This is a genomic window from Stenotrophomonas sp. (genome assembly GCF_059505245.1).
Genome location: NZ_JCACKF010000037.1, coordinates 74,106 through 100,508, shown reverse-complemented (window position 1 = coordinate 100,508; position 26,403 = coordinate 74,106). Strand labels below are relative to the sequence as shown.

The 26,403-nt window shown below is 67.3% G+C and carries 22 protein-coding genes and 1 pseudogene; 15 read left to right on the top strand and 8 right to left on the bottom strand.

All coding sequences use genetic code 11. The features are described 5' to 3' along the window. Positions 1-116: 116 nt before the first annotated feature. Entirely contained in the window at positions 117-1,835 is a 1,719-nt protein-coding gene (locus AC5JLE_RS13815; protein ID WP_496065388.1) for a sensor domain-containing diguanylate cyclase, read from the top strand. Here the strand turns inward: AC5JLE_RS13815 and xth are convergent, their stop codons facing one another. Next, positions 1,836-2,630, bottom strand: coding sequence for an exodeoxyribonuclease III (xth, locus tag AC5JLE_RS13810; protein WP_164165686.1), 795 nt, complete (start codon positions 2,628-2,630; stop codon positions 1,836-1,838). A 159-nt stretch (positions 2,631-2,789) separates the two neighbouring features. Between xth and AC5JLE_RS13805 the strand changes: the two genes are divergently transcribed. Continuing rightward, complete coding sequence (locus tag AC5JLE_RS13805) at positions 2,790-4,376, top strand: alpha-amylase family protein (RefSeq protein WP_481444748.1); 1,587 nt, start codon at positions 2,790-2,792, stop codon at positions 4,374-4,376. On the opposite strand, the gene AC5JLE_RS13800 is transcribed toward AC5JLE_RS13805, so the two are convergent. Continuing rightward, the gene (locus AC5JLE_RS13800; RefSeq protein ID WP_496065387.1) at positions 4,346-5,332 is read right to left on the bottom strand and encodes a TIGR03885 family FMN-dependent LLM class oxidoreductase; all 987 of its coding nucleotides are present in this window, start codon (positions 5,330-5,332) and stop codon (positions 4,346-4,348) included. The genes AC5JLE_RS13805 and AC5JLE_RS13800 overlap by 31 nt on opposite strands. Positions 5,333-5,391: 59 nt before the next feature. Between AC5JLE_RS13800 and AC5JLE_RS13795 the strand changes: the two genes are divergently transcribed. From AC5JLE_RS13795 to AC5JLE_RS13785, 3 genes are all read left to right on the top strand, one after another. After that, positions 5,392-5,775, top strand: a complete 384-nt coding sequence (locus AC5JLE_RS13795) for a sensory rhodopsin transducer (RefSeq protein ID WP_014647273.1) — start codon at positions 5,392-5,394, stop codon at positions 5,773-5,775. 101 nt (positions 5,776-5,876) lie between these two features. Then, complete coding sequence (locus AC5JLE_RS13790; protein WP_164165665.1) at positions 5,877-6,743, top strand: SDR family oxidoreductase; 867 nt, start codon at positions 5,877-5,879, stop codon at positions 6,741-6,743. A 6-nt stretch (positions 6,744-6,749) separates the two neighbouring features. After that, positions 6,750-7,343 carry a mechanosensitive ion channel domain-containing protein gene (locus AC5JLE_RS13785; protein ID WP_164165667.1) on the top strand — a complete coding sequence of 198 codons (594 nt, stop codon included), beginning with the start codon at positions 6,750-6,752 and terminating at the stop codon, positions 7,341-7,343. A gap of 117 nt (positions 7,344-7,460) precedes the next feature. On the opposite strand, the gene AC5JLE_RS13780 is transcribed toward AC5JLE_RS13785, so the two are convergent. After that, positions 7,461-9,404: a MacB family efflux pump subunit gene (locus AC5JLE_RS13780; RefSeq protein WP_496065386.1), complete on the bottom strand. Its 1,944-nt coding sequence runs from the start codon at positions 9,402-9,404 to the stop codon at positions 7,461-7,463. Positions 9,405-9,406: 2 nt separating this feature from the next. After that, positions 9,407-10,588 carry an efflux RND transporter periplasmic adaptor subunit gene (locus tag AC5JLE_RS13775; protein WP_197561221.1) on the bottom strand — a complete coding sequence of 394 codons (1,182 nt, stop codon included), beginning with the start codon at positions 10,586-10,588 and terminating at the stop codon, positions 9,407-9,409. Positions 10,589-10,825: 237 nt separating this feature from the next. Here AC5JLE_RS13775 and AC5JLE_RS13770 point away from each other — a divergent pair, with 237 nt between their 5' ends. The 4 genes from AC5JLE_RS13770 to AC5JLE_RS13755 all read left to right on the top strand — a co-directional run bounded on the left by AC5JLE_RS13770 (position 10,826) and on the right by AC5JLE_RS13755 (position 14,358). Continuing rightward, positions 10,826-11,392, top strand: coding sequence for a hypothetical protein (locus AC5JLE_RS13770; protein WP_202909967.1), 567 nt, complete (start codon positions 10,826-10,828; stop codon positions 11,390-11,392). Positions 11,393-11,444: 52 nt separating this feature from the next. Further along, the gene (locus tag AC5JLE_RS13765; RefSeq protein ID WP_100450118.1) at positions 11,445-12,161 is read left to right on the top strand and encodes a response regulator; all 717 of its coding nucleotides are present in this window, start codon (positions 11,445-11,447) and stop codon (positions 12,159-12,161) included. Between the two features lie 3 nt (positions 12,162-12,164). Continuing rightward, positions 12,165-13,241, top strand: a complete 1,077-nt coding sequence (locus AC5JLE_RS13760) for an ATP-binding protein (RefSeq protein ID WP_032962724.1) — start codon at positions 12,165-12,167, stop codon at positions 13,239-13,241. Positions 13,242-13,431: 190 nt separating this feature from the next. Further along, on the top strand, positions 13,432-14,358 hold the full coding sequence (locus AC5JLE_RS13755; RefSeq protein ID WP_241883922.1) for an ABC transporter six-transmembrane domain-containing protein: 927 nt from the start codon (positions 13,432-13,434) through the stop codon (positions 14,356-14,358). 179 nt (positions 14,359-14,537) lie between these two features. Here the strand turns inward: AC5JLE_RS13755 and AC5JLE_RS13750 are convergent, their stop codons facing one another. Next, complete coding sequence (locus tag AC5JLE_RS13750; protein WP_049406620.1) at positions 14,538-15,626, bottom strand: DNA glycosylase AlkZ-like family protein; 1,089 nt, start codon at positions 15,624-15,626, stop codon at positions 14,538-14,540. A 77-nt stretch (positions 15,627-15,703) separates the two neighbouring features. Beyond that, positions 15,704-16,288, bottom strand: a complete 585-nt coding sequence (locus AC5JLE_RS13745; RefSeq protein ID WP_014647283.1) for a TetR/AcrR family transcriptional regulator — start codon at positions 16,286-16,288, stop codon at positions 15,704-15,706. 228 nt (positions 16,289-16,516) lie between these two features. Between AC5JLE_RS13745 and AC5JLE_RS13740 the strand changes: the two genes are divergently transcribed. Next, positions 16,517-18,712, top strand: coding sequence for a TonB-dependent receptor (locus AC5JLE_RS13740; RefSeq protein ID WP_496065385.1), 2,196 nt, complete (start codon positions 16,517-16,519; stop codon positions 18,710-18,712). 132 nt (positions 18,713-18,844) lie between these two features. On the opposite strand, the pseudogene AC5JLE_RS13735 reads toward AC5JLE_RS13740, so the two are convergent. After that, positions 18,845-19,201: pseudogene (locus AC5JLE_RS13735) on the bottom strand (hypothetical protein). A gap of 463 nt (positions 19,202-19,664) precedes the next feature. Continuing rightward, positions 19,665-20,330 (bottom strand): TraX family protein, encoded by a 666-nt coding sequence (locus tag AC5JLE_RS13730; RefSeq protein ID WP_164111320.1) that lies wholly within the window; start codon positions 20,328-20,330, stop codon positions 19,665-19,667. A gap of 114 nt (positions 20,331-20,444) precedes the next feature. On the opposite strand from AC5JLE_RS13730, the gene pip reads away from it, so the two are divergent. From pip to AC5JLE_RS13705, 5 genes are all read left to right on the top strand, one after another. Further along, positions 20,445-21,392: a prolyl aminopeptidase gene (gene pip, locus AC5JLE_RS13725; RefSeq protein ID WP_496065384.1), complete on the top strand. Its 948-nt coding sequence runs from the start codon at positions 20,445-20,447 to the stop codon at positions 21,390-21,392. 318 nt (positions 21,393-21,710) lie between these two features. After that, positions 21,711-22,010: an EF-hand domain-containing protein gene (locus AC5JLE_RS13720; RefSeq protein ID WP_164111325.1), complete on the top strand. Its 300-nt coding sequence runs from the start codon at positions 21,711-21,713 to the stop codon at positions 22,008-22,010. Positions 22,011-22,303: 293 nt separating this feature from the next. Then, positions 22,304-22,603, top strand: a complete 300-nt coding sequence (locus AC5JLE_RS13715) for a hypothetical protein (RefSeq protein WP_005413574.1) — start codon at positions 22,304-22,306, stop codon at positions 22,601-22,603. A 63-nt stretch (positions 22,604-22,666) separates the two neighbouring features. Further along, positions 22,667-25,426 (top strand): magnesium-translocating P-type ATPase, encoded by a 2,760-nt coding sequence (gene mgtA / locus AC5JLE_RS13710; RefSeq protein ID WP_496065383.1) that lies wholly within the window; start codon positions 22,667-22,669, stop codon positions 25,424-25,426. 30 nt (positions 25,427-25,456) lie between these two features. Further along, positions 25,457-26,194 (top strand): MgtC/SapB family protein, encoded by a 738-nt coding sequence (locus tag AC5JLE_RS13705; protein ID WP_496065382.1) that lies wholly within the window; start codon positions 25,457-25,459, stop codon positions 26,192-26,194. Positions 26,195-26,403: the final 209 nt, after the last annotated feature.

The following is a 26,403-nucleotide window of genomic DNA, read 5'->3' as shown; positions in this document are numbered from 1 at the left end:
GCGCGGCCACCTCACATCGGCATCACTCCGCCATGGCGATACATAACGCCGTGCGCACTAGCGTAGCGCCAGCCAGCCGCCGCAACCGCCCTCGCCACCCAGCCCTGAAAAGCGCCATGGACGAAGCCGAACGTCTGCTCGAAATCGACCGACTGCACCTGCTGGATACGCCCCCCGAGCCGGTGTTCGATGCGATCGTCGCCGCCGCCCGTGCCGCGACCGGCATGACCATGGGACTGATCACCGTGGTGGCCGAAGACCGGCAGTGGTTCAAGGCCAATATCGGGCTGGAGGGCGTCACCGGAACGGCCCGCGAGATCTCCTTCTGCACGCATGCGATCCGCCACGACGAGCTGTTCGAGATACCCGACGCGCGCCAGGACCCTCGCTTCTCGACCAATCCCCTGGTGACCGCCGGGCCGCGCATCCGGCACTACGCCGGCATCCCGCTGGGCTCGGCCCATGGTGCACGCATTGGCACGCTGTGCCTGCTCGACCCGATGCCCGGCGTGCTGTCCCCCTCCCAGCGCGAACTGATGGTGCATCTGGCACGGGTCACCACCCAGGTGCTGGAACAGCGCAGTACCCTGATGGCGCAGGTTGGCCAGGCGAAAGCGCTGCATCGCGAGCTGAAACGCAGCGAAGACTTCCTGGAGCGGACCAACCGCGCCGCCCGGGTGGGCGGCTGGGAGATGGACCTGGTCACCAACGAAGTGCGCTGGACCCGCGAGACCAAGCAGCTGCACGGCGTGCGCAGCAACTTTGAACCGACGCTCGACACCGCGCTGTCCTTCTATCGCGAAGACAGCCGCAACATCATCCGCGCGGCAGTGCAGCGTTGCATCGACGAAGGCACGTCCTGGGAGGTGCAGCTGCCAATGACCACCGCCGACGGGCGCGCGATCTGGACCCGGGTGGTCGGCAGCCGGCAACAGGTCGACGGCCATCCGCGCCTGGTCGGGGCGATCCAGGACATCACGGACGAGCGAGCCGCGCTCGACGCGCTGGAAGCGAGCGAGACCCGCTACCGGCGACTGTTCCACTACAGCCTGGGCCTGATCTGCACCCACACGCTGGACGGGACATTGACCTCGGTGAATCCCGCGGCGGTGCAGTCGCTGGGCTTTGAGGAAAGCCAGATGGTCGGGCGCAGCCTGTGCGACCTGATGCCACCGGAAAAACGCGAGGGCTTCAAGGCCTACCTCGCTCGGATCCAGGCAAACCACACCGACGCTGGCGTGATCGAGCTGATCGCCGCCGACGGTACGCGCCACTACTGGGCGTACCACAACGTGCTCGACAGCGAGGCCAGCCCGCCCTACGTGCTGGGGCATGCACAGGACGTCACCGCGCTGAGGATGCAGGAGCAGCAGCTGCGCGAAATGTCCTTCAAGGATCCGCTCACGCAGTGCTACAACCGGCGTTACCTGCACCGGCTGGATGAACTGATTGATGAGCGCTGGGCCTGCGTGATGTTCGATCTGGACCACTTCAAGCACATCAACGACACCCAGGGCCACCGCCGCGGCGACGCCGTCCTGGTCGAGTTCGCCACCTTCCTGCGCTCGCCGCTGGGCAAGGAGGAGACGGTGGTGCGGCTGGGCGGCGACGAATTCATGGTGGTACTGGTCGCGCCCGCGGATGGCCGGTTGAGCGAACTGGAGCACTGGTACCGGGACCACGCTGCGCTGTCGCCCAGCGCTTTCTCGATGGGTGCAGCCATCAACACGGCCGGTGAGCCCGTGGCCGACACCATCCAGAAGGCGGACAGCCGCCTCTACCGGACCCGCGCGCGCGTGCGCCGCGAGCGGCGCGAAGGCCCTGCCGCGCGTTGATCACGCCGCCCGCACCGTCACCCACGTCGGCGCGTGGTCGCTGGCCTTCTCCTGCAGACGCACCCAACGGTCGACGCCAGCGTCCTTCAGTCGCTCCGCCAGTACGGGATTCAGCAGAAGATGATCGATGCGCAGCCCACGGTCGCGCTCGGCATGTTGGCGGAAATAGTCCCAGAAGGTGTAGATCGTGGCGTCGCCGTGCACCTTCCGCAGCGCATCGGTCCAGCCCTGCGCGAGCAGCCGCTCGAAGGCATCGCGAACCTCGGGCTGGAACAGCGCATCGCGCCGCCAGGCCTTGGGATCATAGACATCGGCGTCTGTGGGAATCACGTTGAAATCACCCAGCAGCAGCGCCGGGTGCGGCAGCTCGACCAGGCTGCGTGCATGCCGGATCAGGCGTTCCATCCAGCGCAGCTTGTAGTCGAACCTGGGTCCGGGCTGCGGGTTGCCGTTGGGCAGGTAGAGGGCACCCACGATGACGCCGTGCACCGCCGCCTCCAGGTAGCGACTCTGCGTATCCTTGGGTTCGCCCGGCAATCGGCGGCGGCTCTCGACCGGCATGGTCCCCCGGGCCAGCAGCGCCACGCCGTTCCAGCGCGCCTCACCTTGCCAGAGCGCACCGTACCCAGCCTCCTCCAATGACGCAGCCGGAAACGCCGCGTCGGTCGCCTTCAGTTCCTGCAGGGCAACCACGTCCGGCGATTCCCTGTGCAGCCAGTCCAGCAGCTGTGGCAGGCGCGTGCCGATGCCGTTGACGTTGAACGTGGCAATACGAAGCGTCTTGCGTCGGGCCATGCAGGAAGCCTCCTCGGTGCCGGGAATGAGCATTCACTCTGCGCGCCCGGGCATGCACGAGCCGTGGATGCCACGTCATGATGCGGTGCCATTCGTTTCACGAACCGCTGCCACGCGCGACAGCAGGCTGGTCACCCGTGAACAGTGCCGGAGAAGCCCATGGCGGTGCGTCCACTGCGCGCCATCTACCAGATCGACCCCTACCTGTTCCGCGACAGCGACGGCCGCGGCTGGGGCACGCTGGATGGCATCACGGAAAAGCTGGACTACCTGCAGTGGCTTGGCATCAGCCATGTCTGGCTGCTGCCGTTCTACTGCAACGCCGGCCGCGATGGTGGCTACGATGTCACCGATCACTACCGTATCGATCCACGCCTGGGCGACGAGGCCGCGTTCCAGCGCCTGGTCGATGCCGCCGACGCACGTGGCATCGGCATCATCGTCGAACTGGTGATGCAGCACACCGCCGCCGCGCACCCGTGGTTCATCGCCGCGCAGCACGGTGACCCGGCCTGGCGCCGCTGGTACCTGTGGAGCGACCACATGCCTGACGACGGCCTGCAGCCGATGTTCCCGCCGATCGAGGCCTCTGTCTGGACCTGGGATGCCGAGGCCGGCGCGTTCAACCGGCACATGTTCTACCGGCACGAGCCAGACCTCGACCTGGCCCATGCGCCGGTACGCGAGGAACTGCTGCAGGTAATGACGTTCTGGCTGCAGCGCGGCGTGGCCGGCTTCCGCGTCGACGCGGTCCCGTACATGGTCGAGCGCGCGCGCCACGCGGACCCGCGCGACGACGGGCTGTGGCTGCTGGAGGCGATGCGCGCGACGGCAGACGCACAGCAGCCAGGGCTGCCGTTGATCGGCGAAGCGGATGTCCGCGCGTCCCACTACGGTGACTTCCTGTGCCACGGGCGGCGGCTTTCGCACCTGCTGGATTTCCACCTCAACAATCATTTCTTCCTGGCACTGGCACGCGGCGATGCCAGCGAAGTGGCGCGGGTCATGGCCGAGTACGGCCCGCACGCGCCGCCGGACACACGCATTGCCTGGCTGCGCAACAATGATGAACTGGACCTGGAGCAGCTGGAGCCGGATGAGCGCGAAGCGGTGATGGAACGCTTCGCTCCTGAGCGTGGCATGCGCATCTATGGCCGTGGCATCCGCCGCCGGCTGGCACCGATGCTGGACGGCGACATCGCATGGCAGGCCATGGCCTGGGCGGCGCTGCTGTCGCTGGGCCAGGTGCCGGTGATCCGCTATGGCGAAGAGATCGGCCTCGGTGATTGCCTGGAGCTGCCCGAACGCAATGCCGTGCGCATGCCGATGCACTGGCATAACGGCCCAGGGGCTGGGTTCACCGACGAACCGCGGCATGCCTGGCGCGCGCCACCGTCGGACGGCCCCTACGGTTACCGCACGGTGAATGTCGAGGCGCAACGCGCGATGCCGGACTCACTGCTGCTGCGGGTGCGCGAGCTGCTGCAGCAACGCAATGCCCATCCCGTGCTGCAGCAGGGGCCACACACGCTCGACCCACCCTCACCCGCGCTGCTGATGCTCCGCTTCGGTGAGGCACCCCATCAGGCACTGGCACTGATCAACTTCGGCGACAACCCGGTTGAGGTGGACGTACCCCTGCACGGCCCGCTGCACACGCTGGTGGGCCACGGCGCCAAACTGCAGGGTCGCCGCTGTTACCTGCAGGGCCATGGCTATGCATGGCTGGCTGCCGAGGGTGCCTGAGTGCGCAGCGCAGGCAGTACGTGTTCGGCGAAGTCGTCGATGAAGCGTTCCTGCTCGCGGTTTACGTTGTGCAGGTAGATGCGATCGAACCCCAGGGACTGCAGCTCCTGCAGCCAGGCCCGATGCTGGCCCAGGTCTGCCGAGACATGCACGTGCTCACGCACCACCTCGGCGCTGACCGATCGGGCCTGTGCTTCGAACTGTTCGGGCTGGTCCAGGCCTTCAGCCAGTTCCGGCGGCAGCACGTTGGCGCTCCACTGCTCCATCGCACCTTCCAGCGCCGCCTGTTCGGCGCGCGCGTAGGAGAGCTTGGCCTGCAGGTACATCGGCTTGCCCCTGCCACCGCCGCCCTCGAACGCCGCCACCACACGCCGCAACTGCGCCAGTGGCTGGCTGATGGTGATCAGGCCATCGGCCCAGCCCCCCATCCAGCGTGCGGTTTCCTCGGTGACGGCCGCACCCAGCAGCGGCAGGGGAAGCGCCGGGCGACTGTAGAGCCGTGCCTGGCGCACCCGGAAGCCACCGTCGTGGTCGACCTGCTCGCCGCCCCACAGCCGCCGCATCACCTCGGCCGCATCGCGCAATGCCTTCTGCCGCTCGCGCTTGGCTGGCCACGGCTGGCCGGTGATGCGCTCGTTCAGGGCCTCGCCGGTACCCAGCGCCAGCCAGATCCGGCCCGGCGCCAACTGCTCCAGCGTCGCCGCTGCCTGTGCCACCAATGCCGGGTGCTGGCGCAGCATCGGGCAGGTCACCATGCCCAGGGTCAATGCGCTCTGCACCGCCAGCGCGCCGGCCCATACCCAGCTGTGGCCGGACTGCCCTTGCGCGGTCGTCCACGGGTGGAAATGGTCCGAGCACATCAAAGCCTCGAATCCCGCCTGTTCGGCGCGCAGCGCCAGGCCCAGCAAGGTGGCGGGCGGGAACTGCTCATGCGATGCGTGGTAGCCGATGGTCATCACGGATTCCGTGCGGGGACTGGACACGATGGCAACACCCCTCCAGCTAAAACGGCGTCATGGAAACGAACACTTCCTGCATCGGGCATCGACGCTGGGCTATCGCCGAAGGCTACATTCCAGCCTGGAGCAACGGCCCGTCGCCGGAGATGCAGAGTCACGAAACCTGCTGCGTCCTCAATGCGGGCAACGAGGACGCGCATGTCACGCTGACCCTCTACTTCGAGGACCGCGATCCTGTCGGTCCCTACCGGATCACCGTGCCAGCACGACGCACCTGCCACCTGCGCTTCAACGACCTGCAGGATCCGGCGCCGGTACCACGCGGCACCGGCTTCGCCACCCTCATCGAATCCGACCAGCCGATCATCGTGCAGCACACGCGGCTGGATTCACGGCAGCCGGCCAACAGCATCATGACCACGATCGCCCATCCGTTGTGAAGCACCGTGCGCAGTCGTCCACGCTGCCACGACACCGCGCCCTCCGGCCGTTTACCCGCGCCGAGCGAGACTGCCGCCAGGTTCCCTTTCGGAGAGTGACGATGGCCCTGCCCGACTACCCACGTCCGCCCTTCCCGGCGCAGCAGCAATCCTTCCCCGGCAAGACCGCGCAGATGCAGCCGCGGCCCGACCACGGCGAGGACAGCTACCGCGGCCATGGCCTGCTGCGGGGCAAGAAGGCACTGATCACCGGCGGTGACAGCGGCATCGGCGCAGCGGTGGCCATCGCTTTCGCGCGCGAGGGTGCCGACGTCGCCATCGCCTTTCTTGATGGCGAGCAGGACGACGCCCGCCATGTGCAGCAGCAGATCGAACAGGCCGGGCGCAAGGCCGTGCTGGTACCCTGTGACATCAGCGACCCGGCGCAGGCGCGCTCGCTCGTCGACCGCGTGGCCAGCGAGCTGGACGGTCTCGACATCCTGGTCAACAACGCGGCCTACCAGCGCTACTACGAGCACTTCGACGACATCACCCTGGATGACTGGAAGCGGACGTTCGATACCAATGTCCATGCCGTGTTCAATCTGACGCGGTTGTGCGTGCCACACCTGCGCGGTGGCGGCGCGATCATCAACACCGCATCGGTCAATTCGAAGCGACCGACCCCGAACATCCTTCCGTACTCTGCGACCAAGGGCGCCGTCGCCAACCTGACGCTGGGGCTGGCGGGCCTGCTGGCCGAGCACCAGATACGCGTCAACGCCGTGCTGCCCGGCCCGATCTGGACACCGTTCATTCCGGCAGGCATGGCCGCCGAAGAGGTCGAGCAATTCGGCTCGCAGACGCCGTTCGGCCGACCCGGGCAGCCCGCGGAACTGGCCTCGGCCTACGTGATGCTGGCTTCGGACAGCGCCAGTTATACCTCCGGTGCCTTGCTGACCATCTCCGGCGGCGCGGCAACGCTGTGACCGCCCATGGCCGGACTGCCTGCCTGGATCGCGGATTGGCTGCTGGTGGTGGTACCGGTGGCCGAGGTGCTGGTCATTCTCGGGGTGGCCTGGCTGATGGTGCGTGCACTGGCGTGGCTGCTCGTGCAGGCCCGGCAGCGCGGCAGGCTGGCTCCAGAGCTTCATGTGGGCCTGCGCCGCGGCGGTGCATTGCTGCTGTATCTGGCGGCCGCGCTGCTGATACTGGAGCGGCTGGGCGTTTCGCGCTCGGTGCTGTGGACCGCGCTGACCGGGTTCATGGCGGTCGGTGCGGTGGCGTTCTTTGCCGCGTGGAGCGTGTTGTCCAACCTGTTCTGTTCGTTCCTGATCGTGGCTACGCGCCCGTTCCGCATCAACGACACGATCGAAGTGCTGGAAAGCGTGGACAAGCCGGGCCTGTGCGGCCAGGTGGTGGACATCAACCTGATCTACACCACGCTGAGTGACCGTGGCGAAGGCGCGCGCGGTTGCCTGCTGCGCGTGCCCAACTCGTTGTTCTTCCAGCGCATCACCCGGCACTGGGGTGACAGCGGCTATGCGCAGCTACCAGGAAGCGTGGCGATCAAAGGCAAGGCGCGCTGAGTCGCTGTAGCGCCGAGCCCATGCTCGGCTCGCTGCGCGCGGCGCAGGGCGCATCGCGGTCTGAACGGAGAGCAGCCGAGCGTGGGTTCGGCTTTACACGTGCCATAGCAGGCGAGCCTACTCCGCCGCCAATGCCTCGATCGGGTCCAGCTGCGCGGCATTGCGGGCCGGGAAGTAGCCGAAACCCAGCCCGATTGCAGACGAACATGCCAGCGCGGCGAGCACCGGCCCAGGCGTGAACAGGAACGGCACGCCCAGTGACAGCAGACTGGACAAGGCCCCCACGCCCAACGCGGACAACACGCCCAGCACCCCACCGAACAGGCAGATCAGCACGGCCTCGATCAGGAACTGGCGCAGGATGTCGCCCTGCCGGGCCCCCACTGCCAACCGCACGCCGATCTCGCGCACGCGCTCCTTCACCGACACCAGCATGATGTTCATCACGCCCACGCCGCCAACCACCAGCGCCACCGCCGCGATCGCCGAAACCAGCGCCGCCATGGTCTGGCTGGATTTCATCACCGCCTTGCGGATCTGGTCCGAGTTGTAGATGAAGAAATCGCGACGACCATGCAGGCGCTCCAGCTCGGCGCCCAGCGAGGCCTCGGCGGCATTGGTGGGTACGTTGTCGCGTACGCGCACGGTGATGCTCTCCAGGCGCTGGCTGCCCAGCAGCCGGGAGGCAGCCGACGTATAGGGAACGTAGACGGTTGGCGTGGCCCCACCGGCGAATGCATTGGCACCCACCACGCCGATCACCTCGACCGGCATGCCGCCCAGCAGCACCGTGCTGCCGATGGGGTTGCCAGTGAACAGTGCCTTCGCTGCCTTCTGGTCGACCACGCCCACTGCCCTATGCGCCTCCACCTCGGCATCGGTGAAGAACCGGCCGGCCCTCAGGCGCAGCCCGCGCACGCGCGGCAGATCGGCACCGGCCCCCAGTACCTGCGTATTGGCTCGTCGGCCGCCCTGCAGTGCTGCTACCGAACCGCTGAGGTTGGGGCTGACACTGTCCACGTAACTCAGGGCGGCCAGGTGATCGGCATCGCCTACCACCAGCGTTTCGATCTCCGCCGAGCGCGGGTCACCGAAATCGGCGCCCGGGAAGATCTCCAGCGTGCTGGCGCCCAGCTCGTTTATCTGCGCCTCGACCTGCGCCTGCGCGCCTTTGCCCAGCGCAACCACGGTCACGACCGCGGCCACGCCGATGATGATGCCGAGCATGGTCAGCAGGGTGCGCAGGCGATGGGCCAGCATCGAACGCACTGCCATGCGCGTCGCCTCGCGCACGGCATCGATACGGGCGCGCCGCTCGGTAGCCGCCGTGGGAGTGCGCCCCGGTGCGTCCGCACGCTGCCGCACCAAAGGGCCTCGCTCCTGGCGATCCGCCACCACACGTCCATCGGCGATCTCGATCACCCGTGACGCGTGGGCAGCAATCGCCGCATCATGGGTGACCAGGATCACGGTATGGCCCTGCGCATGCAGGCGCTTGAGCTCGGCCATCACCTGCCTGCCACTGGCATGATCCAGCGCGCCGGTCGGCTCATCGGCCAGCACGATCGCGCCGCCGTTCATCAGCGAGCGTGCGATGGAGACGCGCTGCTGCTGGCCGCCGGACAGCTGGCTGGGCCGGTTCGCGGTCCGCTCGCCCAGGCCGAGCGTTTCCAGCAGCAGGCGGGCACGCGTGGTGCGCGCATCGGCCTCCACCCCGGCATAGACGGCGGGCAAGGCCACGTTCTCGGTGGCACTGAGGTTCTCCATCAGGTTGTAGCGCTGGAAGATGAAGCCGAAGTGCTCGCGGCGCAGGCGCGCCAGCTGGTCAGGCGACATCTGCTCGGTCGCAGCCCCCTCCACGCGGTAGCTGCCTTCGGTCGGCCGATCCAGGCAGCCCAGGATGTTCATCAGCGTGGACTTGCCCGAACCCGAGGGGCCGATGATGGCGATGAACTCGCCGGCATCGATGCGCAGCGAGACCTCCTTCAGCACCACCACCTCGCCGGCGGCCGAGCGATAGGCGCGCGATACGCCCTTCAATTCCAGCAGTGCGTCGGCCATGCTCACATCCCCAGCAGGCTGGTGGGTTCGGCATCGCCACCGCTGGGCGCCTCGCCGACCACCACGTTCTCGCCCGCCTTCAGGCCAGAGAGGATCTGCACGGCGGTGGCGGTGCGCAGGCCGGTGGTCACAGCGCGTTCGCGGGCGCGGCCTTTCGCATCGACTACCCGCACGATTGCGCCGTTGCCGTTCTTGTCGTCGGACTCGCCCAGGGCGGTCAGCGGCACCTGCAGTGCATTGGCCACGCGTGCCAGCTGGATCGTCACTTTCACCGTCATCGAAGGCTTCAGCATCAAGCCCGGATTGGCCACGTCGAACAGCCCCGCGTAGTACACCGCTTTCGGCGTCTGCGCCGATCCGCCGCTGTTGCCGCTGGCCGCGTCGGCAATCGACGACGGCGCTGGCTCAAGCTGCTGCAGGTGCGATTCATAGCGGCGCCCGCTCGGTCCCAGCGTCGAGAACCACAACGGTTGGCCGGGTGCGATCAGTTCCACGTCAGCCTCGGCGATCTCGGCGCGCACCGTCATCGTGTCCATCTGTGCCAGCATCACGATGGTCGGCGTGGTCTGCATCGAGTTCAGCGTCTGCCCCGCCTTGGTGACGATGGCCACGATGTAGCCCTCGGACGGCGACACGATACGGGTGTAGCCCAGGTTGATGCGGGCGGTTTCCACCTGGGTCACCGCCTGGTCGATCTGCGCCTGCAACGCAGCGGCATCCGCGCGCGCCGCATCGCGCGCCACACGTGCCGCTTCGAAGCCTTCCTGCGAGACCAGCCGCGACGCCACCAGCTGCGACTGGCGATCGTACATGCGAAGGGCCTGGCGGTAGCGCGCCTGGCTGGCCGCATGTTGCGCACGCAGCGCGTTGGCGGCGGCTTCGGCACTGCGCAGGGCAATGCGCTGCGGTTGTGAATCCACTTCGGCAATCAGGTCGCCGGCCTGCACGTGCTGGCCCAGCACCACATGCAGGCGCGTGACCTGCCCGGAGACCTGCGCGCCCACGGCCACCAGTTCTTTCGGATTGACCCGACCGACCGCCTGCACGGTCTTTTCCAGACGGGCGACCCTTGCCGGTGCGGTGATCAACGCGGCATCCTCGCCATCGGCAAACGCCCACCAGCAACCGCCGCCGGCAAGAACGGCCAGCGTTGCGGCAATGATCCAGGTCCTGCGGTTGTTCATCGAAACTTCCGGGGGTGCGTGCAGTCGCCCGGTGCGACCGCCAGGGCCGCAGTCTGGAAGCCCCAGGTGGATGTTTCTTGGAGCGGCTGTGGAGATTGGATGGAGACGCGACCGCCGTTCAGGCACCGCGTCGGCGGCTGAATCCATGGCGCGGCTCCACGCAATCTCGACACAATCTCGACCAAGTCTCCATCAACGGTCGCTAGCCTCGGCGGCCTCGCCGACTGCCAGCCTGCCGTGCCCCTTTCCTACCCGGACCTGCCACCCCTCGATGTGCGCCGTGCCTACTTGGCGTGGTGTGCGCCATCGCCGTGGTTGATCGCACTGGTGCTGGCATCGACCAGCACATGGATGTGGGTCGCACCGTATCCGCTACTGCCGTTGCTGGCCGGCTTCGGGGCCGCCGCCCTGCTGGGGTTCCGCAGTGACGGGCCCGGACGCACCCGCCGCTCCGGGTCGCTCGCATCGCTGGCCTTGATCGGCCTGGCGTTCTGGTCGGCAACACCTCCGGCCGCCAACGTCAACCTGCATCTGCTGCTTGCGCCCGCCACCGCCGTGGTCGCCGCCCTGCTGGCAGTGCGCCTGCGCGCCATCGTGGGCATGGCCTCGCGGCTGCAGGCCCGGGTGAACGCCACCCCCATGGCCTCGCGCTGGAACGCGCTGCCTGCCGCGGTGTCTACCCTGACGCTGCAGCAGCTGCGCGGCGCGGGTTCGGTGGACCCCAGCCTGCAGCGCTCGCTGGTGCTGGCCACGCTGGCCTGGGCGGCCAACGAAGAGGCGCAGGCCAGGGAACGCCGACGATGACCCCGTCCCTGTCCCGCCCTGCCCGCCCTTGGCCTCGAACCTGCCGCTCGCAATGAAACACCAACTCCGTAACCGACAGCCGCCCTTGGTGCTGATTGCCGAAGATGAGGGCGAGATCGCCGACATCCTCGGTGCCTACCTGGCCCGTTCGGGCCTGCGCAGCGCACGCGCCGCCGACGGTGAGGCGGCGCTTGCCAGCCACCGCCAGCTGCGCCCGGACCTGGTGCTGCTGGATGTGCAGATGCCCAAGCTGGATGGCTGGCAGGTGCTGAGCGAACTGCGGCGTCGCGGCAACACGCCGGTGATCATGCTCACCGCGCTCGACCAGGACGTGGACAAGCTGACCGGCCTGCGCGTGGGCGCTGACGACTACGTGGCCAAACCATTCAATCCCGCTGAGATCGTTGCGCGCATCCAGGCCGTGCTGCGCCGCAGTGCCCGCAGCGTGGCCGAAGAACCCACCGGGCTGATCCGCCAGGGCCCATTCGAGATCGACCTGCGCAGCCACGAAGTGACGGTCCGCAACGGCGAGCAGGTGCACGCACTGAACTTCACCCTCACCGAATTCCGGCTGTTGGTGCACATGGCGCGCGCGCCGCGCCAGGTGCATGCGCGGGTGGACCTGCTGCACGCCTGCCTGCCCGAGGGCGATGCGCAGGAGCGCACCGTCGACAGCCATGTCAGCAAGCTGCGGCGCAAGCTCGAGGATGTCGGCGTGATCGGCATTCCCGCCACCATCCGTGGCGTCGGCTACCGCTTCCTGGACTGAATGATGAACCCCAAAGGCAAGAGCATCGGCCGCCAGATCAGCCTGTCGATCACCGTGGCCTCGCTGTGTTCGACGGTGCTGTCGATCAGCGGCTTCTACCTGTTCTACTACCTGCTGGAGGTGTTCTATCCGCGCTGGTATGACGAGCCGAAGTCCATGATGCCCTCCGGGCTGGAGTGGCTGTGGATCGGCCTGACCGCCACCGTGGTGGTGGCGTTGGCCACCCTGATCGCGTCTCGCCTGACCCGGCGCATCATCACCCCGTTGAATTCGGTGGCCGCAAGCCTGCGTCGCGTGGCCAGCGGTGACCTGGAGGCGCGCGCACGCGGCGGCGACACCTCGATGGCCGAGGCCGCCACGCTGGTCAACGACTTCAATTCCATGGCCGAGCGGCTCAGCCGGATGTCCGAGAACCGCGTGTTCTGGAACGCGGCCATCGCACACGAACTGCGCACGCCGATGACCATCCTGCGTGGCCGCCTGCAAGGCATCGCCGAAGGTGTATTCGAGCCGGGCCCCGAGCAGTTCAACAGCATGCTCACCCAGCTGGAGGGCCTGACCCGCATCATCGAGGACCTGCGCGTGGTCAGCCTGGCCGAGAGTGGCCACCTGGATCTGCGCCTGCAACGCAGCGACGTCAGCGTGCAGGTGGCGGCGGTGGTGGAGGCGATGTCCGAGGCGCTGACCGAAAGTGGCTTCTCGGTGAGCCTGGACGCGCGGCCGTCGCTGGCGGACTGCGATCCGGCCCGCATCCGCCAGGCGGTGCTGGCATTGCTGGAGAACGCCCGTCGCCATGCCATCCCCTGCCCGCTGCGGGTGCGCGTCACCCTCGCTGAGGGGCACTGCGCGGTGGCCGTGGAAGATGGTGGCCCCGGCGTGCCGGACGACCTGCGCGACAGCATTTTCGAAGCCTTCCAGCGCACCGATGTGTCGCGCTCACGGCAGAGTGGGGGCTCAGGTCTCGGCCTGGCGGTCGTGCGTGCGATTGCCGTGGCACATCACGGAACGGCGCAGTGCCGAGCTACCGAGCGTGGCGGCAGTTCGTTCGAGATCCGCTGGCCGGTGCACGTGCGCCGTTGAGGCGGTAGACGCTGCCCTGGTAGCGGCCCACCTTGGTGGGCACCACGCGCGTGGCTGAACGCCGCCGATTTCTCCACGCAATCTCCATCATCCCTCCATGCCCGCTCCAAAGGGCTGCAGATACTGGGCGCGACCCGGCAGATGGCAGGCATCCGTCCCCTGCCCTGTCCCCGAACCCCCCAGGCATCCCATGAAACACCCCCACGATCCAACGGCCGCCGCCGGCAGCATCGGCCAGCAGAATGCGGCCGCCACGCTCAAGGCGATCCTGCGCACCTACCCCTGGCAGCTGACCGGCACGTTCTCGCTGGTGGCGCTGGAGAACACCCTGCTGCTGGCCTATCCGTTGTTCGCAGGCTTCGCGGTAGACGCGATCATCAGCGGCAACATCGGCCATGCCATCTCCTATGCCGGCGTGGTATTGCTGTTCTGGCTGGTGGGTGCCGCCCGTCGGGCGGTGGATACGCGCACCTTCACCCGCATCTATGCCGATCTGGCAGTGAGCGTGGTGCAGGCGCAGCGCCGGTTGGGCCAGGCGACGTCCACTTCGGCGGCACGCGTGGTGCTGGCCCGCGAGTTCGTCGACTTCTTTGAAAAGCACGTGCCGATCATCGCCACCGCGCTGGCATCGATGTTCGGTGCAGTGGCCATGCTGCTGGCGATCGAGCCGATGGTCGGTGCCGCTGGCCTGGCCACCCTGCTCGGCGCCCTGCTGGTGCTGCCCTCGTTCGCACGCCGCAACGAGCAGTTGCACGGCCGACTGAACAACCGCCTGGAACACGAAATCCGGCTGGTCGACCGGGTCAGCCCCTGGGTGCTGCGCCGCCACTACACCACGCTGTCGCGCCTGCGCATCCTGCTGTCCGACCGCGAGGCCGGCGCCTATGTGGTGATCGGCCTGGCTGCCGCGGCATTGTTCGCGCTGACCATCGGTCGCCTTGCCACCAGTGAAGGCGTTACACCGGGCCACGTCTACGCGGTGATGACCTACCTGTGGACCTTCGTCGGCAGCCTGGACGATGCACCGTCAATGGTGGATCAGCTTGCGCGGCTGAAGGATATCGGCCGCCGCGTCAGCCCCGGCATGGACGATGCGGACCACAAGGGCGCCGCTTGACCGGTCGCTGCCCACCCTGGTGGGCACCGACGGAAGCCAGCGCCAACCCAGGTTGGCGGCTACCAGGCCTGAGCAGTGTTGCCCTGGTAGCTGCCCACCCTGGTGGGCACCGACGGAAGCCAGCGCCAACCACGGTTGGCGGCTACCGGGATCGATAGATACCCATGCGCCGCTTGGCGCTACAGGAACTCCGCCATGCGCTGCAGCTCGTCGTCCAGCGCGCCACGAAATACCTTGTCGCGGGCCAGCGACTTGCCGGCATAGCCCACGCTCGACACCAACTCACCCTCGCGCACGCTCAAGTTGGCCCAGCCCACCACCTGCTCATGCCACAACACCGGCAGTGCGTAGTAGCCGTACTGGCGTTTCGGTGCAGGCGTGTAGGCCTCGAACTTGTACACCCAATCCCACAACAGCTCGAAGCGGCGGCGGTCCCACACCACCGGGTCGAACGGCGCCAGCAGGCGCACCTGTTCGTCCGGCGCATGGCGGCGCGAGCGCGGATTTTCGTCTGCCGGCCAGTACCAGGTGGTGCCCTCCAACGTGCAGCTGGCCAGCTGCTGCTTGGCCAGCGCCAATGCCTTGCGGGTCTGCTCGGCCAGGTGCGGCGCGCCATAGCCCAGCAGGCGCACCAGATAGGTCAGGCTGGCCGAAGGCAGCGGCGCGTACTTGCGCACTACCAGATCAATCAGGGCGGCGGCACGTTCGATCTGCGCCTGTTCGCTGGAATCGGGCTCGGCATGATCGGCCACCGCGTAGATGCGCGTACCGCTGTCGCGCCGCTGCACGCGCAGCAGGCCACGGTAGTGCATGCCATCCAGCAGATGCGTACTGGCGTTGCTGGTGCCGCCCCAGTAGTTGGTCACTCGCCCATGCGCGAACGCCTGGTCGACCTCGCGCGGGTGCACGCTGCCACGCTCGCGCACAAAGGCCAGCACGTCGGCCGCACGGCGATGGGTCTCGGCATCCCACTCGCGCTTGGATACCCGTGGGTGCATCAGCGCCAGATGCTCGCGCGGCAGGAAGCCGTAGTTCACCAAGCAATCCTCTTCCACCGGCAGACGCGTGTAGCGGCGCTCAAGATCGCCCGCGCGGTAGTCCTTCACCCGGTGGCGCAAGGTCAGGTCCTGTGCGCGTGCCGGTGCGCGGATCGGGTCGGCCTGCACGAAGCCCAGCCGCCGGATCGCGGTCAGCAGCGTGGTCGGCTTGAACAGGGTGCGCGCGACCGCGTAGCGGCGAAGATCATCGAGAGTAGGCGTGGCAGGCATGGCCGCATTGTAGATCCACGCCATCCGTAGATGGGGCCGTGGCGAACCGTGCAACGGCACCCACGCAAGGCGTGGATCTACCGAAGCCGCGATACCTCCAGCGAACCGATCACCAACGCCCGCATGCCCTGCTTGAACTCGGTGATCACCTGCCCCTCCTCGTCATCCGCAATCGCGTAGATGGTGTCGGCACCGGCGATGCAGTAGAACGCGATCGTGGCCAGCAGCCAGCGCGCCTTGTCCACCGGCAGGCCGAACACCTCGGCCACGTGCGCCTGGTGCGAGGCGATCTTTTCCAGCATCGGCGCGGTCGCCACCGTGCGCCGCAGCAGGTAGGGCGGTAGCCCGGGATGCGCCTTCACCACTTCGCACAGCGACTCCACGAACCCCATCAGATAGGCCTCCAGCCCACCCGGTGCGTCGACCGACGCGCGCGGAATCTGCCAGCGCTGGAACACCGCCTCCGCCACCAGGCGCTTCAACGCCTCCAGGTTCGCCACGCGCTTGTACAGCGCTGCCTGGGTTACCGCCAGTTCGGCGGCTACGTTGGCCATGGTCAGGTTGGGCAGGCCCAGGCGGATGCCGATGTCGGCCAGGCGCTCCGGGGTGATGGTGGGTGGGCGGCCACGGGTCGGCGCCGTTGGATCGGGGTGGGTGCTCATACCCTGCTGAGGGTGCCAGCAAAGGGACCCTCTTGTCCGCTTCGATTGATTTAGTTTACTTTACTCAACTAATTCGGAATGCGTCCGCCGCGCACCCGTAACCGAGCCCATGGCTCACCTCCCGCCAGGTCCCCACCCAGCCAACAACCCTGCGCTGCGCCCTCTCCCCGTGCTTGCCGTCGGCAGCGCGCCAGGCGCGCTCGCGCCTGCGATTCACAGGACTCTGGCATGACCGTTTACAACTTCACTTCTGCGCAGCTTCGCGCTGCGGCCGCATCCTCCGGCCTGATGCATCCGCCGGGCATGCCCATGCGCTACCGGATGTCAGCCCTCGCGCTGGGGCTGCTGGCCTCGTTTGCCGCGCAGGCCGACACCGCACCGTCCACGCTGCCCTCGGTGCAGGTGCAGGAACAGCGCCGGGTCACTGCAGACTATGCGGGCGGCCAGGTGGCCGCCGGCAGCCGCGTCGGCCTGCTCGGTGACAAGGACTTCATGGACACGCCGTTCAGTACGGTCAGCTACACCGAGTCCTTCATCCGCGATCGCCAGGCCAAGGACCTGACCGACGTCATTGCCGCCACCGACCCCACGGTGTTCAGCAACGGCGTCACCGGTGCCTGGAGTGAGAACTACGCGATCCGCGGCTTTGCGTCCAACACCAGCGACACCACGTTCAATGGCCTCAGCGGCATGGCGCCCTACTACCGCACCTCGCCGGAAATGTTCGAGCGCATCGAGGTGCTGAAGGGACCGTCTGCGCTGCTCAACGGCATGCCGCCGGGCGGCTCGGTCGGTGGCAGCGTCAACCTGGTGCCCAAGCGCGCAAGCGAGCAACCGCTGCTGCGGGTCAGTGCCAACTTCGCCTCCGATGCGCAGTTCGGCACTCACGTGGATATGGGCCGTCGCCTCGGCGCCGACAGGCAGTTCGGCATCCGCTTCAACGGTGCCTACCGTGATCGTGACGGCGCCGTCGGCAAGCAGCGCAAGAAGGTACAGCTCGGTTCGCTGGCACTGGACTGGCGCGGCGAACGTATGCGGCTGTCGGCCGATCTTTACAGCGCCGACGACCGCGTTGACGGCCCGGCGCGTGGCGTCGGCCTGGCACCGGGTGTGGCCATTCCACGCCCGCCACGCGGGGATACGCTGATCAACCCGGATTGGGCCTACGTGGACAGCCAGGACAAGGGCGCGATGGTGCGCGGCGAGCTGGATGTCAACGATAGCCTGATGGCCTACCTCGCGTACGGCACCAGCAGGACCGACTACCGCTACAACGGTTCGATCAGCGCGCAGATCCTCAATCCAGCCGGCGACTTCACCACGGTGATCGGCCAGCTCGCCTTCGATATCAAGAAGCAGTCCGCAGATGCCGGCCTGCGCGGTTCGTTCCACACCGGCAGCGTCGGCCACCAGTGGGCCGCCAACGTGACCCACTACCAGCACACCCAGAACGACTACGGTCGCCGCAGCGTACCCGGCTGGGACTGGACCACCAATGTGTACAACCCAGTGTGGGGCCCGGCGGCGCCGTTCATCGCGCCGCACATCTCGCATACCGAGCTGAAGCTGGACAGCCTCGGCTTCGCCGACACCCTCGCCTTCGCCGATGACCGCGTGCAGCTGACGCTGGGCGTGCGCCGCCAGCAGGTGGTCAGCGAGACCTTCAACGTGTCCACGGGTGCACGCACCTCGCGCTACGACGAGAGCGCCACCACGCCGGCAGCGGCCCTGCTGGTGAAAGCCACCGACACGATCGCCCTCTACACCAACTACATCGAAGGCCTCAGCCAGGGCGCCACCGCGCCGATGACCGCCGCCAATGCCGGCGATGTGTTCGCACCGTTCCGCACCAGGCAGAAGGAGCTGGGCCTGAAGCTGGACCTGGGCAGCTCCGCGCACACCTTCAGCGTGTACGAGATCAAGCGACCGAGCAGCTACACCGACCCGGTCACGAATATCTTCTCGTTTGGCGGCGAGCAACGTAATCGCGGCGTGGAATGGGGCTTCTTCGGCGCACCGATGGACGGCGTGCGCCTGCTCGGTGGCGTGGCCTATGTGCAGCCGAAGCTGACCCGCACGGCCGGCGGCGTGAATGAAGGACGCATCGCCACCGCCGTGGCGCAGCGGCAGGCCAAGCTGGGCGTGGAATGGGATGTGCCGACCTTGCAGGGCCTCACCTTGACCGGCAATGCCACGGCGATGTCGAAGCAGTACATCAGTGCCGACAACAACCTGTCCGTGCCGGGGCGGACGTTGTTCGACGTGGGCGCGCGCTACAGCACGACGATCGCAGGACGGCCCCTTGCACTGCGGGCCACGGTAAACAACGTGACCAACAAGGCTTACTGGGGCATGCCGTTGTTGTCGAGCCTGGCGCTGGGTGCACCGAGGACAGTGCTGGTGTCGGCAACCATGGATTTCTGAGCCGGCATGGATCTCCTGTAGAGCCGAGCCTATGCTCGGCTCCGTTTCGTCCGCTGAGCCGAGCATAGGCTCGGCTCTACAGGACGTCGGGCAATCCGCGAACGGCATCCACGCATGGCGTGGATCTACGTGTCATTCCGGATGCAGGCGATAGATGGCGTGGCTGGTCAACGCCAATGCCGCCAGCTTCAGCCCTTCCATTACGCGATCGCCCACGTACTGTTCCGGGCCGCCATTCTGGCGGGCGCGTTCGGCCGCCAGCAGGATCTCCTACACGATACGCAGCCCGGCCAGTGCACCGTCGGCGTCGGCCAACGCCAGGCACCGGCCCGGCAGCTGATGGCGCTCGGGCCAGGGCTGGCCGTCGGCAGCCGCGCCCAACCCGATGCGATGCAGCAGGGCCGTCAGGTTGTTGGGATCGGGCGGGATGTCGTGCCCCTCATCGGCATTGGCCGGGGCGCGCTGATGGGGAAACTCCGATGCGTTCATGGCAGGTCTCCGTGCAAGGCATGCGGGACCACCACCCTTAACAATCAAGGCGGCGGACGGTGCGTGGCTGGAAATCCCGTGAGTCAGTGCTATACCCGGGCGGTGGGCTTGCGCCCACCTCCACGCACCGCCCGCCATGGAACGCGAACGGAATGCCAGCCGACGCCGCGCAAGGCGACGCCGGCTGGCAAGCGTAAACAGCACTTACTCAACGGGGTTTCCAGGCCCCGGCCACCCTTTTTCGGTGGCACCCCATCATGTGCACAACGGGGTGGCAGGCGCCAACAACCCAAGTGCAAAGACAGCAACGTTCACGCAGTGGCCGCATTGTCGCATATCGACAATCGAGCCGAAGATTCAACAACTTGCGCCACGCCAACGGCGGCGTTCCCCACCCGCATCGGCACCACGCGTTCCTTGACCGCATCCGGCTTTCAAGACGCGCGACACGCCAGTTCCGACATTACACAAGCAGATGGGCAATCAACGCCAGCACCGCCAGATGCCCCACGTAGTAGCCGTAGAACAGCCAGCGCCAGCGCGGCAGCTGCCACGGCACCCGCGCGGCCAGCAGCACCACCGGAACGGCCAGCACCGCCCAGCCGTTGTGGTTGGCCCAGCACACCGCCGCAAGCGCGACCAGCAGCGGCCACCACGCCCGATGCCGGAACGCGATCCAGGCCAGCAGCACGGCGCCAACGCCGGCCCACTGGTAGTCCACGAACATCGGCAGCACACCGGCAGCCAGCAACAGCAGCACAGGCCGATTGTTCGCAAGCGCATGCACGGCCACCGCCGCCAAAGTGAAGGTGAGCAGGATGTTGAGCGGCAGCCAGGAACCGAACGCAAAGGCGTGCAACGGCTGCGCGATCAGCCCCCATAGCGCGAGCCGGCGGATCGATTTGCGCAGGTCGGCGCCCGCCTGGGCCAGGTTGCAGGCCATCACCAGCGCGAACAGCGGGAAGGCGATACGCCCCAGTTCGCTGACCACCGGCACGTAGCCCCCGAACACCACCTTGGCCATGTGGTCGCCGGTCATGGCCAACAGCGCGATCCACTTCAGCAGCTCCCGCGCGCCGCTGCCGAGGGTGAGGTTGAACGTGGACGTCCCGGTCGTGGTCGCTTGCATCGCGGAAGCTTATGCGCATCGGCCAGCGCATTTCCAGCGCCGCGCAGGAGCCCGCTGCTGCAAGCCGCCGGTGGCGGCGCTATGCTGGCCGCCCCTGCTTGTGAGACACCCGTCATGCGCACCGTGTACCCGGCCATCGATCCCTACCGCGAATTCACCCTGCCGGTGAGCGATCTGCACACGCTGCATATCGAAGAGTGCGGCACGCCGGAGGGCATTCCGGTGGTGTACCTGCACGGTGGCCCGGGCGCCGGTATCTCGCCGACCCATCGGCGCTTCTTCGACCCGGCGCGCTACCGCATCGTGTTGATCGACCAGCGCGGCAGCGGCCGCTCCACGCCGTTCGGCGAGCTGCGCGACAACACTACGCAGGACCTGGTGGCGGACATCGAAAAGGTGCGTGAGCACCTGGGCATCGAGCGCTGGCTGGTCTATGGCGGCTCGTGGGGCTCCACGCTGTCGCTGGCCTACGCGCAGGCACATCCCGAACGCGCCACCGGCCTGATCCTGCGTGGCGTGTTCCTCGGTCGTGAGATCGAGAACCGCTGGTTCGCCGAGGCCGATGGCGGTGCGCGCTGGATCTTCCCGGAGCGCTGGGACCGCTACGAGGCTTATATCCCGGAAGCCGAGCGTGGCGACATGATCGCGGCCTACTGGGCGCGCATGGATGGCCCGGATCAATCAACCCGCATCGAAGCCGCGCAGGCCTGGTTGGGCTGGGAAGACAATGCGGCCACCCTGCAGCACGACGTGGATGCCGAATCCACCGATGATCCGCTGGATACCCTGGCCAAGGCCCGTATTGAAGCCCACTACTTCCGCAACGGCGTCTTCCTGGAACCGGACCAGCTGCTGCGCAACATCGATCGCATCCGCCACCTGCCCGGCGTGATCGTGCAGGGGCGCTACGACATCATCTGCCCGCCGCGCAGCGCGTGGGACCTGGCGAAGGCCTGGCCGGAAGCGCGCCTGGAGATGGTGACCTCCGGCCACAGCGCCAACGAGCCGGCCACGGTCGATGCGCTGGTGCGGGCGACGGATGCCTTTGCCGACCGGTTCTGAAGGGACGGTAGTGCCGGCCGCTGGCCGGCATTCCACCGTAGGAAGGTAGAGTCGACTGTCAGTCGACTGCTCTTTGCAGGAAGCTGAAAACCCCGCGCTGCGCGCGAAAGTCGACGAACGGTCGACTCTACCGTGCCACATCCGTCGAGCCGACTCCCCAAGGCGTCCGCGCGCAATCCCCGTTGCGCAGCCCGGCAAATGGCGGCCCACTGGCAGCTGTCCATGGGCCCCATTCTTCGCAGCCCACTTACAGCCCCGCGCGGAAGATCCGGCCGTGACCATCGCACAGGTGGTCAGCCCTTTTTTCAGGAGCACGCCATGATCGGTTATCGCTACCTCCCCATTGCACTCTCGCTTTGTGCCGGCCTGCTGCTGGGCGCCTGTTCCAAGACCCAGGAGGCGAGCAAGGCCACCGCCGCCGAGGACGTCACCGAAGTGAAGCTGATACCGCCGTATGAGTCGCTGGACAAGGACAAGGACGGCATTGTCACCCTGGCGGAAGTCGATGCAGTGGCGCCGGACTGGGCCGAAAGACTGCACGCCTGCGATACCGACCGTGACAAGACGTTGACCCGTGGCGAGTACGACGTGTGCAAGCAGACCAGCGCTTCGCATTGATCCATCACTGAACCCTCGATTGGCGCTACGGGTGCCCGGCTATACCAAGGTATAGCCGGGCTAACCCACGGGCCTCTAGGCCTGCCCCATTCAGGGGCGGACAATAGCGCCACTGGCCAGGGCAACCCTGGCTGGCACCCTCCCCTCATGGAGACGCAGATGGACCCCGACCCTGCCGGGCGCACCGCGCCCCGGATGACCGCTTGTTGCCTGTTCCTGGCGCCTGCCCGCCGGTCCCTGCCTGCCTGAGTGACGGGGGATCGCCAGGCGCCGCCTGCCTGGAGATCACCCCCATGTCCTACAAGATCCTCTACATCACCCTGCGCCGCCTGATTGGCGAGCGCGATGTTGCCGCCCTGCGCAGCCAGCTGCTGCAGCACGGCCCGGTCATGTTCGCCCGTTCGCTGTCGCTCGGTTCGCCGCGCGTGGTGGCCGATGCGCTGTCGCTGCTGCCGATCAGCGAGCGCATCACCGTGCTGCGTCATCTGCCCTATCCCCTGCGCGATGCGATGAAGCCGCTGTGCATCGGTGGCAGCCAGCGCCTGCACATGCAGCCGTGGTCGCCGGCGGTTCTGGCCATGCGCCACGCCTGATCTGTCTCACCCATTCCGTTCGTGTTCCGGCTGCGGCCGGCTCTGACATTCGAGGAGCGTCCCATGAGCCTGCTCAACGCCTGGTTCAACGCCTTCCTGCGCAGCCGCCGCGCAGGCAATCTATTCCGCCGTCGCGCGATGCCCGAAGCCGGCTTTGGCCCGGGTAGCGCCGAGGCGGCGCCGTTCGCGCTCACCACCGGCCTGGTCACCCTTGCCCAGCAGGAGGAAGCCGAACTGCTGGCCACGCTGGGCTCGCATGCCGATGGCCTCAGCCCGCATGAGGCCGAGGAACGACTGGCCACGCTCGGCCCCAACGAGGTGGATCACGAAAAGCCGCTGCCGTGGTGGCGGCACCTGTGGCAGTGCTACCGCAATCCGTTCAACCTGCTGCTGACCGTGCTGGCGGCGGTGTCCTGGCTGACCGAGGACATCAAGGCCACCGTGGTGATCGGTGCGATGGTGCTGCTGTCCACGCTGATCCGCTTCGTGCAGGAAGGCCGCTCCAACCGTGCCGCCGAGCGGCTGAAGGCGCTGGTCGGCAACACCGCGCGCGTGCTGCGCCGCAATCCGGGCACCGAGGCCGCCGATGTGGCCGACCAGTACTTCGGCGTGCACCTGCACAGCCGTCGCCCGGCTCGCCTGCTGGACCTGCCGATCCGTGAGCTGGTGCCCGGTGACCACATCGTGCTTTCAGCCGGCGACATGATTCCGGCCGATTGCCGCGTACTGACCGCCAAGGACCTGTTCGTGGCACAGGCCGCAATGACCGGCGAGTCGCTGCCGGTGGAAAAGTTCGCGCACCCCGGCGACGGCCTGGCTGGCTTGCTGGAGCAGCACAACCTGCTGTTCATGGGCACCAATGTGGTCTCCGGTACCGCCACCGCCATTGTGCTGGCCACCGGCAACCGCACCTACTTCGGCACGCTGGCCCAGCGTAGCACCGCCACCGACCGTGCGCCCACCGCGTTCCAGGCCGGCGTCAACAGTGTCAGCTGGCTGCTGATCCGCTTCGCGCTGGTGATGGTGCCGTTCGTGCTGCTGATCAACGGCTGGACCAAGGGCGACTGGACCGAGGCGTTCCTGTTCGCGCTGTCGGTGGCGGTGGGCTTGACGCCGGAAATGCTGCCGATGATCGTCACCTCCACCCTGGCCAAGGGCGCGGTGCTGCTGTCGCGGCGCAAGGTGATCGTCAAGCGCCTCGATGCGATCCAGAACTTCGGCGCCATGGAAGTGCTGTGCACCGACAAGACCGGCACGCTCACCCAGGACAGGATCGCGCTGGAGCGCCACACCGATGTGTTCGGTCACGATTCGGAAGACGTGCTGAAGTTCGCTTACCTCAACAGCCACTTCCAGACCGGGCTGATCAACCTGCTGGACCGCGCGGTGCTGGAACACGTGGAGCTGCAGAGCTCGCTGCGGCTGTCGCAGGACTACCACAAGGTGGATGAGATCCCGTTCGACTTCGAGCGCCGCCGCATGTCGGTGGTGGTTTCCGAGCGCGAGGACCACCATGAGCTGATCTGCAAGGGCGCGGTGGAAGAGATGCTGGCGGTGTGCAGCACCGTGCGCGAGAACGGCCAGGACATGCCACTGGACGAGCGCCGCCTGGCGCGGGTGCGGCAGACCACCGAGGAACTGAACGAACAGGGCCTGCGCGTGGTGGCGGTGGCGATGAAGGAGACCGCGGCCAGTCAGAGCGCCTACTCGCAAGCGGACGAGTGCGGTTTGACGCTGGTCGGCTACGTGGCCTTCCTGGACCCGCCGAAGGAGTCGGCTGCGCAGGCGCTGCAGGCGCTGGCCGCACACGGTGTCGAGGTCAAGGTCTTCACTGGCGACAACGAACTGGTGACCGCCCGTGTCTGCGCACAGGTGGGGCTGGACGCGGACACCATCCTGACCGGCCCGCAGATCGAGCGCATGGACGACGGCGCGCTGTCGCGGGCGCTGCACCACCATCGCGTGTTTGCCCGGCTGACGCCGCTGCACAAGGAGCGGCTGGTACGCGAGCTGCGGGCGCAGGGCAAGGTGGTCGGCTTCCTCGGTGACGGCATCAACGATGCGCCGGCGCTGCGCGCAGCCGATATCGGCATCAGCGTGGACAGCGCGGTGGACATTGCCAAGGAGGCGGCCGACATCATCCTGCTGGAAAAGAACCTGATGGTGCTGGAGGAAGGCGTCATCCAGGGCCGGCGCACGTTCAACAACATGCTGAAGTACATCCGCATGACCGCCAGCTCCAACTTCGGCAATGTGTTCTCGGTGCTGGTGGCGTCGGCCTTCCTGCCGTTCCTGCCGATGCTGCCGCTGCAGCTGCTGGTGCAGAACCTGCTGTATGACATCTCGCAGATCGCCATTCCGTTCGACAACGTGGATGAGGAACTGGTACGCAAGCCGCTGAAGTGGAACCCGGCGGACATCGGCCGCTTCATGGTGTTCTTCGGGCCGATCAGCTCGCTCTTCGACCTGAGCTGTTTCGCGCTGATGTGGTACGTGTTCGATGCACGCACGCCGGCCAACCAGGGCCTGTTCCAGTCCGGCTGGTTCGTGGTCGGCCTGCTGACCCAGACCCTGATCGTGCACATGATCCGCACGCCAAAGGTGCCGTTCCTGCAGAGCATCGCCGCGCCGCCACTGCTGCTGATGACCGGCCTGATCATGGCCATCGGCGTGGCCCTGCCGATGAGCCCGCTGGCCGGCTACTTCAAGCTGCAGGCGCTGCCGGCCGGCTACTGGCCGTTCCTGGTGGCGATCCTGTTCGGCTATGCGGTGCTGACCACCGCGCTGAAGAAGTTCTACATCCGTCGTTACGGCTGGCAGTAAGCGCCCGCCGCTTGTCCAGGGAGAAACACAATGGACATCAATCCGAACCTGCCGGCGTTCAACGCCGGCGCCACGCTCAGCTCGCTGACCAGCCTGTCGGTGGCATTCGTGCTGGGCACGGTCATCGGCCTGGAGCGGCAGCTGCGGCAACGCACCGCCGGCCTGCGTACCAATACGCTGGTGGCGGTGGGTGCGGCAGTGTTCGTCGATCTGGCGGTGCGCTTCCATGACCTGTACGGCGGACCACCCTCGCCGCTGCATGTGGTGGCCTATGTGATCTCCGGCGTCGGCTTCCTCGGCGCCGGCGCGATCATGAAGGACGGCGCGCAGGTGTCCGGCCTGAACACCGCCGCCACCCTGTGGGGATCGGCAGCGGTGGGAGCCTGCGCGGGTATCAAGCTGCTGCCGGAAGCGGTGCTGGCCGCCGTCTTCGTGCTGGCCGCCAATACCCTGCTGCGGCCGGTGGTGAACCGCATCCAGCGGCAGCCGCTGCCGGAAGCGTTCAGCGAGGCGACCTATGCGATCAACGTGGTCTGCCAGCGCGAGCAGCAGGCCGAGGTGCTGGACCAGCTGTTGCTGCTGCTTGAGCAGGCGCAGTACCCGGTGCGCGCGGTGGACCAGCGCCCGTTCGGCGAGAGCGATGTGGAGATCGAGGCGGTGCTGTATGCCACCACGGTGGATGCCGGCGAACTGGACGCTGTACTTGCGACGCTGGCGACCACGCCCGGTGTGCTGCAGGGATTCTGGAACGCCAGCCTGGAGGAGTAGTGCCGGCCGCTGGCCAGCAACACCGTGCACCGCTTTGGTAGGTGCCGACCTTGGTCGGCAGAGAACCTTCAGAGACCGTGTCCATCCCTGCGGTAGTGCCGGCCCCGGGGCGGCCCCCCCCAAAGGGCCCCCCACCCCCCGCCATTTGCCGCCCCCCGCCCCCCCAACCCAGCACCCAGAAGGGATTTGGCGCCCCAACGGGCGCCCCC

What these genes read in the sequence shown, in the direction of transcription:
- AC5JLE_RS13745 (WP_014647283.1), bottom strand. Translation starts at nt 16,288, where the DNA reads ATGAGCACCCACCCCGATCCAACGGCGCCGACCCGTGGCCGCCCACCC.
- AC5JLE_RS13785 (WP_164165667.1), top strand. Translation starts at nt 6,750, where the DNA reads ATGGCCGGACTGCCTGCCTGGATCGCGGATTGGCTGCTGGTGGTGGTA.
- AC5JLE_RS13715 (WP_005413574.1), top strand. Translation starts at nt 22,304, where the DNA reads ATGTCCTACAAGATCCTCTACATCACCCTGCGCCGCCTGATTGGCGAG.
- AC5JLE_RS13750 (WP_049406620.1), bottom strand. Translation starts at nt 15,626, where the DNA reads ATGCCTGCCACGCCTACTCTCGATGATCTTCGCCGCTACGCGGTCGCG.
- AC5JLE_RS13795 (WP_014647273.1), top strand. Translation starts at nt 5,392, where the DNA reads ATGGAAACGAACACTTCCTGCATCGGGCATCGACGCTGGGCTATCGCC.
- AC5JLE_RS13755 (WP_241883922.1), top strand. Translation starts at nt 13,432, where the DNA reads ATGAAACACCCCCACGATCCAACGGCCGCCGCCGGCAGCATCGGCCAG.
- AC5JLE_RS13760 (WP_032962724.1), top strand. Translation starts at nt 12,165, where the DNA reads ATGAACCCCAAAGGCAAGAGCATCGGCCGCCAGATCAGCCTGTCGATC.
- AC5JLE_RS13775 (WP_197561221.1), bottom strand. Translation starts at nt 10,588, where the DNA reads ATGAACAACCGCAGGACCTGGATCATTGCCGCAACGCTGGCCGTTCTT.
- pip (WP_496065384.1), top strand. Translation starts at nt 20,445, where the DNA reads ATGCGCACCGTGTACCCGGCCATCGATCCCTACCGCGAATTCACCCTG.
- AC5JLE_RS13765 (WP_100450118.1), top strand. Translation starts at nt 11,445, where the DNA reads ATGAAACACCAACTCCGTAACCGACAGCCGCCCTTGGTGCTGATTGCC.
- AC5JLE_RS13805 (WP_481444748.1), top strand. Translation starts at nt 2,790, where the DNA reads ATGGCGGTGCGTCCACTGCGCGCCATCTACCAGATCGACCCCTACCTG.
- AC5JLE_RS13790 (WP_164165665.1), top strand. Translation starts at nt 5,877, where the DNA reads ATGGCCCTGCCCGACTACCCACGTCCGCCCTTCCCGGCGCAGCAGCAA.
- AC5JLE_RS13720 (WP_164111325.1), top strand. Translation starts at nt 21,711, where the DNA reads ATGATCGGTTATCGCTACCTCCCCATTGCACTCTCGCTTTGTGCCGGC.
- AC5JLE_RS13800 (WP_496065387.1), bottom strand. Translation starts at nt 5,332, where the DNA reads ATGACCATCGGCTACCACGCATCGCATGAGCAGTTCCCGCCCGCCACC.
- xth (WP_164165686.1), bottom strand. Translation starts at nt 2,630, where the DNA reads ATGGCCCGACGCAAGACGCTTCGTATTGCCACGTTCAACGTCAACGGC.
- mgtA (WP_496065383.1), top strand. Translation starts at nt 22,667, where the DNA reads ATGAGCCTGCTCAACGCCTGGTTCAACGCCTTCCTGCGCAGCCGCCGC.
- AC5JLE_RS13730 (WP_164111320.1), bottom strand. Translation starts at nt 20,330, where the DNA reads ATGCAAGCGACCACGACCGGGACGTCCACGTTCAACCTCACCCTCGGC.
- AC5JLE_RS13705 (WP_496065382.1), top strand. Translation starts at nt 25,457, where the DNA reads ATGGACATCAATCCGAACCTGCCGGCGTTCAACGCCGGCGCCACGCTC.
- AC5JLE_RS13815 (WP_496065388.1), top strand. Translation starts at nt 117, where the DNA reads ATGGACGAAGCCGAACGTCTGCTCGAAATCGACCGACTGCACCTGCTG.
- AC5JLE_RS13780 (WP_496065386.1), bottom strand. Translation starts at nt 9,404, where the DNA reads ATGGCCGACGCACTGCTGGAATTGAAGGGCGTATCGCGCGCCTATCGC.
- AC5JLE_RS13740 (WP_496065385.1), top strand. Translation starts at nt 16,517, where the DNA reads ATGACCGTTTACAACTTCACTTCTGCGCAGCTTCGCGCTGCGGCCGCA.